8 protein-coding genes and 1 pseudogene are annotated in these 5,129 nt (G+C 51.0%); 4 read left to right on the forward strand and 5 right to left on the reverse strand.

The annotated features are described in order from the left end of the window. Positions 1-263 precede the first annotated feature (263 nt). Complete coding sequence (gene kptA / locus ABZJ92_RS20490) at positions 264-848, reverse strand: RNA 2'-phosphotransferase (RefSeq protein WP_005048967.1); 585 nt, start codon at positions 846-848, stop codon at positions 264-266. Positions 849-1,097: 249 nt separating this feature from the next. Between kptA and ABZJ92_RS20495 the strand changes: the two genes are divergently transcribed. From ABZJ92_RS20495 to hypT, 4 genes are all read left to right on the forward strand, one after another. Then, the gene (locus ABZJ92_RS20495; protein WP_005065417.1) at positions 1,098-1,781 is read left to right on the forward strand and encodes a nucleoside recognition domain-containing protein; all 684 of its coding nucleotides are present in this window, start codon (positions 1,098-1,100) and stop codon (positions 1,779-1,781) included. Beyond that, entirely contained in the window at positions 1,778-2,239 is a 462-nt protein-coding gene (locus tag ABZJ92_RS20500) for a YjiG family protein (RefSeq protein ID WP_000211962.1), read from the forward strand. The genes ABZJ92_RS20495 and ABZJ92_RS20500 overlap by 4 nt, the downstream gene beginning before the upstream one ends. Positions 2,240-2,251: 12 nt before the next feature. Further along, the gene (gene iadA / locus ABZJ92_RS20505) at positions 2,252-3,424 is read left to right on the forward strand and encodes a beta-aspartyl-peptidase (RefSeq protein ID WP_000568430.1); all 1,173 of its coding nucleotides are present in this window, start codon (positions 2,252-2,254) and stop codon (positions 3,422-3,424) included. A gap of 64 nt (positions 3,425-3,488) precedes the next feature. Further along, positions 3,489-4,400 carry a hypochlorite stress DNA-binding transcriptional regulator HypT gene (gene hypT, locus ABZJ92_RS20510; protein ID WP_000340761.1) on the forward strand — a complete coding sequence of 304 codons (912 nt, stop codon included), beginning with the start codon at positions 3,489-3,491 and terminating at the stop codon, positions 4,398-4,400. Here hypT and iraD read toward each other — a convergent pair. The 4 genes and pseudogenes from iraD to ABZJ92_RS20530 form a co-directional block, all read right to left on the reverse strand. Beyond that, the gene (gene iraD, locus ABZJ92_RS20515) at positions 4,393-4,785 is read right to left on the reverse strand and encodes an anti-adapter protein IraD (RefSeq protein ID WP_000986206.1); all 393 of its coding nucleotides are present in this window, start codon (positions 4,783-4,785) and stop codon (positions 4,393-4,395) included. The two genes, hypT and iraD, sit on opposite strands and share 8 nt — an antisense overlap. Then, a complete protein-coding gene (gene idlP / locus ABZJ92_RS20520) occupies positions 4,782-4,865 on the reverse strand; it encodes an iraD leader peptide IdlP (protein ID WP_120795393.1) in 84 nt (27 codons plus the stop codon). The genes iraD and idlP overlap by 4 nt, the downstream gene beginning before the upstream one ends. A gap of 115 nt (positions 4,866-4,980) precedes the next feature. Beyond that, positions 4,981-5,055 (reverse strand): annotated as a pseudogene (locus ABZJ92_RS20525) (hypothetical protein); the annotation flags it as partial. Positions 5,056-5,070: 15 nt separating this feature from the next. Beyond that, positions 5,071-5,127 (reverse strand): IS1 family transposase, encoded by a 57-nt coding sequence (locus tag ABZJ92_RS20530; RefSeq protein WP_003032489.1) that lies wholly within the window; start codon positions 5,125-5,127, stop codon positions 5,071-5,073. Positions 5,128-5,129: the final 2 nt, after the last annotated feature.

Below are 5,129 nucleotides of genomic sequence, written 5' to 3' on the forward strand. Positions count from 1 at the left end.
CACGGGAATATCTGCGGCAGCGGGCTTGTAATGGGTTAAGTGATAACAGATGTCTGGAAATATAGGGGCAAATCCACGGTATGACCGGAAGCGACGCTGATTCCAGTCCCCAACTGACCGCCTGCCGTAAATCACTTTAATTTCAGCAGTTGTTATTAAAGGATACCCTTTTACGAGGGTATCCCTTCAGACTGATAACAAACGCTACATTGCCGGATGTGCTGCGCTTACCAGGCCTATATAACCCCTGCAATATATTGAATTTATTGTTTTTGTACCCCAGTCGGCATAAACGACCACTCAAGAAACTCAACAGCAACCGTTGATGTCAGCCAGACCCCGTTTTCCGCTTGCCAGAAAGGGATGCCTCGTTTCGCCATTTCCTGTGCTTTGACGGTTAAGACAACCGGCGATCCGTGTCTTGCTCCCACTTTGCGTGCCGTTGCTTCATCAGCAGAGAGATGCACGTAATGACGATCCCCTGCAATCAGCCCCTGTTTTTTTATCTCGTCAAGGAAACGGCTTGCCGTACCGTGGTAGAGAAACTGTGGCGGTGTTTTTTCGGCAAAGGAAATAGCGACCTGCGAAGTCGAATGCCCCTGAACCGCGCGGATGCACCTACCATCACTGGAATAACTAAAACGCTTTTTATCGCTGGTTGCGACCACGGTATCCAGCAATGCACGGGTTAATCGCTTGCCCGCTTTTTGGGCACAAAGTATGAGCTTATTGATATCCGCCCATCCTTCACGGTCCAGTACGATACCAATCGCCTCCGGTTTGTGTCGGAGGACAAAACTTAAAAACTTGCTCGTATCCGCCAGCTCTTTTTCGTTGTACTTTGCCATCGCGTTTTCGTCCCTGGATTTTCTGTTTTTATTTACTAATGTCATTGTCACTGGGTTTATGAATTTTCTGCAACTCAATCCTGCGCAGAACCTTTTCCACACAGCGTAATTTTTCCCCTATGCAAAAAACGCATAGCCAGAAACATACTTGCATTTTCCCCATACCCACATGGCTGATAAGGTTTTTCAGTTCCAGGAATTTTCCTGGCTCAAGCAACACACAAACACAAAAAAACAATGGGGATTGTTATGACACAACAAGGGGATGCTGTAGCCGGGGAGCTGGCGACAGAAAAAGTGGGCATTAAAGGGTATCTGGCTTTTTTTCTCACCATAATCTTTTTTCCCGGTGTTTTTTCCGGAACAGACAGCTGGTGGCGCGTTTTTGATTTTTCCGTTCTGAACGGATCGTTTGGGCAACTGCCTGGTGCGAATGGAGCCACCACCTCATTTCGCGGGGTGGGTGGCGCGGGGGCTAAAGATGGCTTTCTCTTTGCGCTGGAGCTGGCACCGTCAGTCATTCTCTCTCTGGGGATTATTTCAATTACCGATGGTCTTGGCGGATTACGCGCCGCGCAGCAGTTAATGACACCTGTGCTAAAACCGTTGTTGGGCATTCCAGGGATCTGCTCGCTGGCACTGATCGCTAACCTGCAAAACACGGATGCCGCCGCCGGTATGACCAAAGAGCTGGCGCAGGAAGGTGAAATTACCGAACGCGATAAAGTGATTTTCGCCGCATATCAAACCAGCGGTAGCGCCATCATCACCAACTACTTCTCTTCCGGCGTCGCGGTGTTTGCCTTTCTGGGCACGTCCGTAATCGTACCTTTAGCCGTCATCCTGGTGTTTAAATTTGTCGGAGCCAACATTTTGCGCGTCTGGCTTAACTTCGAAGAACGTCGCAACCCAACGCAAGGAGCGCAAGCATGACAACTCAGGTCCGCAAAAACGTCATGGATATGTTTATCGATGGCGCGCGCCGTGGCTTTACTATCGCCACGACCAACCTGCTGCCAAACGTGGTGATGGCGTTTGTCATCATTCAGGCGCTGAAAATTACCGGCCTGCTCGACTGGGTGGGGCATATCTGTGAACCCGTAATGGCGCTGTGGGGATTACCCGGTGAAGCGGCAACCGTCCTTTTAGCCGCATTAATGAGTATGGGCGGCGCAGTCGGTGTTGCCGCCAGTCTGGCAACCGCTGACGCATTAACCGGCCACGATGTCACCGTTTTACTGCCCGCAATGTATTTAATGGGCAACCCGGTGCAAAATGTCGGTCGCTGCCTGGGGACAGCCGAAGTGAATGCCAAATATTACCCGCATATCATTACGGTCTGCGTGATTAACGCATTGCTGTCGATCTGGGTTATGCAGCTTATTGTTTAACAAGGAGTTACCATGATTGATTATACCGCAGCCGGTTTTACCCTGCTGCAGGGAGCGCATTTGTATGCGCCGGAAGATCGGGGAATTTGCGATGTCCTCGTCGCTAACGGCAAAATTATCGCCGTTGCCAGCAATATCCCTTCTGACATTGTACCGAACTGCACGGTTGTCGATCTCAGCGGGCAGATCCTCTGCCCAGGTTTTATTGATCAACACGTCCATTTGATTGGCGGTGGCGGCGAAGCAGGTCCCACGACGCGCACGCCGGAAGTGGCGCTAAGTCGCCTGACGGAAGCGGGCGTCACGTCAGTGGTTGGTCTGCTGGGCACCGACTCTATCTCTCGCCACCCGGAATCCCTGCTCGCCAAGACCCGTGCGCTCAATGAAGAAGGCATCAGCGCCTGGATGCTGACCGGCGCTTATCATGTCCCTTCCCGCACTATTACGGGTTCCGTGGAAAAAGACGTGGCGATTATCGATCGTGTGATTGGCGTGAAATGCGCCATCTCTGATCACCGTTCTGCCGCACCGGACGTTTATCACCTGGCTAATATGGCGGCAGAATCCCGCGTTGGCGGTTTGCTCGGCGGTAAACCTGGCGTCACCGTGTTCCACATGGGCGACAGTAAAAAGGCGTTAAAGCCTATTTATGACCTGCTGGAAAACTGCGATGTGCCGATCAGCAAGCTGCTGCCGACCCACGTTAACCGCAACGTACCGTTGTTTGAGCAGGCGCTGGAGTTCGCGCGCAAAGGCGGCACCATCGATATCACCAGCAGCATTGACGAACCGGTCGCCCCTGCCGAAGGTATTGCCCGCGCCGTTCAGGCGGGTATTCCGCTGGCACGCGTCACCCTCAGCTCCGACGGCAACGGTAGCCAGCCGTTCTTCGATGACGAAGGGAATTTAACCCATATCGGTGTTGCAGGTTTTGAAACGTTGCTGGAAACCGTGCAGGTGCTGGTCAAAGACTATGATTTCAGTATCAGCGATGCCCTGCGCCCGCTCACCAGTAGCGTAGCCGGTTTCCTTAACATGAGCGGGAAAGGCGAAATTCTGCCAGGCAATGACGCAGACTTACTGGTCATGACGCCAGAATTGCGCATTGAGCAGGTATACGCTCGCGGCAAACTGATGGTCAAAGACGGCAAAGCCTGCGTGAAAGGAACGTTTGAAACGGCTTAAACGGTTGTCAGCCGCCCTAATGGACGTAGAATGCCCCCAAGGGCGGCTGACAGAGTAAAACGTAATGGATGACTGTGGTGCGGTTTTGCATAATATTGAAACCAAATGGCTTTATGATTTTCTGACTCTGGAAAAATGCCGCAATTTTTCCCAGGCGGCAGTCAGTCGCAACGTCTCGCAACCGGCATTCAGCCGCCGCATCCGTGCACTGGAACAGGCGATTGGCGTTGAATTGTTTAACCGCCAGGTGACGCCACTGCAACTCTCAGAACAAGGGAAAATCTTCCATTCGCAGATCCGCCATCTGTTGCAACAGTTAGAAAGCAACCTTGCAGAGCTGCGTGGCGGCAGCGATTACGCGCAACGTAAAATCAAGATAGCCGCTGCACACTCTCTTTCCCTCGGTCTGTTACCGTCCATTATCAGCCAGATGCCGCCGCTCTTTACCTGGGCAATTGAAGCCATTGATGTCGATGAAGCGGTCGATAAACTGCGTGAAGGGCAAAGTGACTGTATTTTTTCCTTTCACGACGAAGATTTGCTGGAAGCGCCGTTTGACCACATTCGCTTATTTGAATCTCAATTGTTCCCTGTCTGCGCCAGTGACGAACACGGAGAAGCACTTTTTAACCTCGCGCAGCCACACTTTCCGTTACTGAATTACAGCCGCAACTCCTACATGGTGCGATTGATTAATCGCACCCTGACGCGCCACAGTGAGTTAAGTTTCAGCACCTTTTTTGTCTCTTCGATGAGCGAGCTTTTAAAGCAGGTTGCCCTCGACGGCTGTGGGATTGCCTGGCTGCCGGAGTATGCCATCCAACAAGAAATTCGCAGCGGGCAGCTCGTTGTGCTGAATCGGGACGAACAGGTGATCCCGATTCAGGCCTACGCATACCGGATGAATACCCGCATGAATCCAGTTGCCGAACGCTTCTGGCGTGAACTGCGCGAGCTGGAGATTGTGCTTAGCTGACATTCTCAAGCGTCGCACTGCGCCAACCGCCATTATCCCAGACCAGATCAAACGTTAGCGGTTCATCGTCGTGGTACAGCATTATCTCAAGGCTGATCGCCAGAGTGTGGCAGTACGCTTCTTTCAAATTAACCTGCAACGCCGCAATCCGTGGCTCATGAAATAACAGTGCAGAACGCAGCTGACGGCAATACCAGCTCTGGAGATGTTTGTCGCTCGGGTTATGCACTTGCCACTCGGGCATGCCTGAAACAAGTAATGACGGTAATGCCGAATGAGGAGAATTAAAAAGAGTGAGGAGATCGCTGCATACCGATTTACGCAGCAATGACGTTTTATTGCCTGAAATTTCAGGTAAAACAGCCTGAAGTGATTGGCGCATCATTTTGCGCACTCCTGACGTTTAGCAACATATGCGGCTTGCCCTGAACACCGGGCACCACTGTATTGATGCTCATTTTCCATAGCCATTCCCTTTTGTTCATTACATCCATGTCAGTCTGAGACAGGCCTGAATCCTGTCAGCAAAGTATAAAACCTTACTTGCCTATGAATATCTACTGACTTTTCAGGAAAAAAGTCATGATTTGATAAAAATCATCAAACTCAAAAAAAAAACGCTAGTATATTCTGAATATTCCGAATAGTTACGTAGGGTAATGACTCCAACTTACTGATAGTGTTTTATGTTCAGATAATGCCCGATGACCTTGTCATGCAGCTCCACCG

The sequence above is a fragment of the Shigella sp. FJ200513 genome (assembly GCF_040495915.1).
Classification (GTDB): Bacteria; Pseudomonadota; Gammaproteobacteria; order Enterobacterales; family Enterobacteriaceae; genus ECMA0423.

What these genes read in the sequence shown, in the direction of transcription:
- kptA (WP_005048967.1), bottom strand. Translation starts at nt 848, where the DNA reads ATGGCAAAGTACAACGAAAAAGAGCTGGCGGATACGAGCAAGTTTTTA.
- iraD (WP_000986206.1), bottom strand. Translation starts at nt 4,785, where the DNA reads ATGATGCGCCAATCACTTCAGGCTGTTTTACCTGAAATTTCAGGCAAT.
- hypT (WP_000340761.1), top strand. Translation starts at nt 3,489, where the DNA reads ATGGATGACTGTGGTGCGGTTTTGCATAATATTGAAACCAAATGGCTT.
- iadA (WP_000568430.1), top strand. Translation starts at nt 2,252, where the DNA reads ATGATTGATTATACCGCAGCCGGTTTTACCCTGCTGCAGGGAGCGCAT.
- ABZJ92_RS20495 (WP_005065417.1), top strand. Translation starts at nt 1,098, where the DNA reads ATGACACAACAAGGGGATGCTGTAGCCGGGGAGCTGGCGACAGAAAAA.
- idlP (WP_120795393.1), bottom strand. Translation starts at nt 4,865, where the DNA reads ATGGAAAATGAGCATCAATACAGTGGTGCCCGGTGTTCAGGGCAAGCC.
- ABZJ92_RS20500 (WP_000211962.1), top strand. Translation starts at nt 1,778, where the DNA reads ATGACAACTCAGGTCCGCAAAAACGTCATGGATATGTTTATCGATGGC.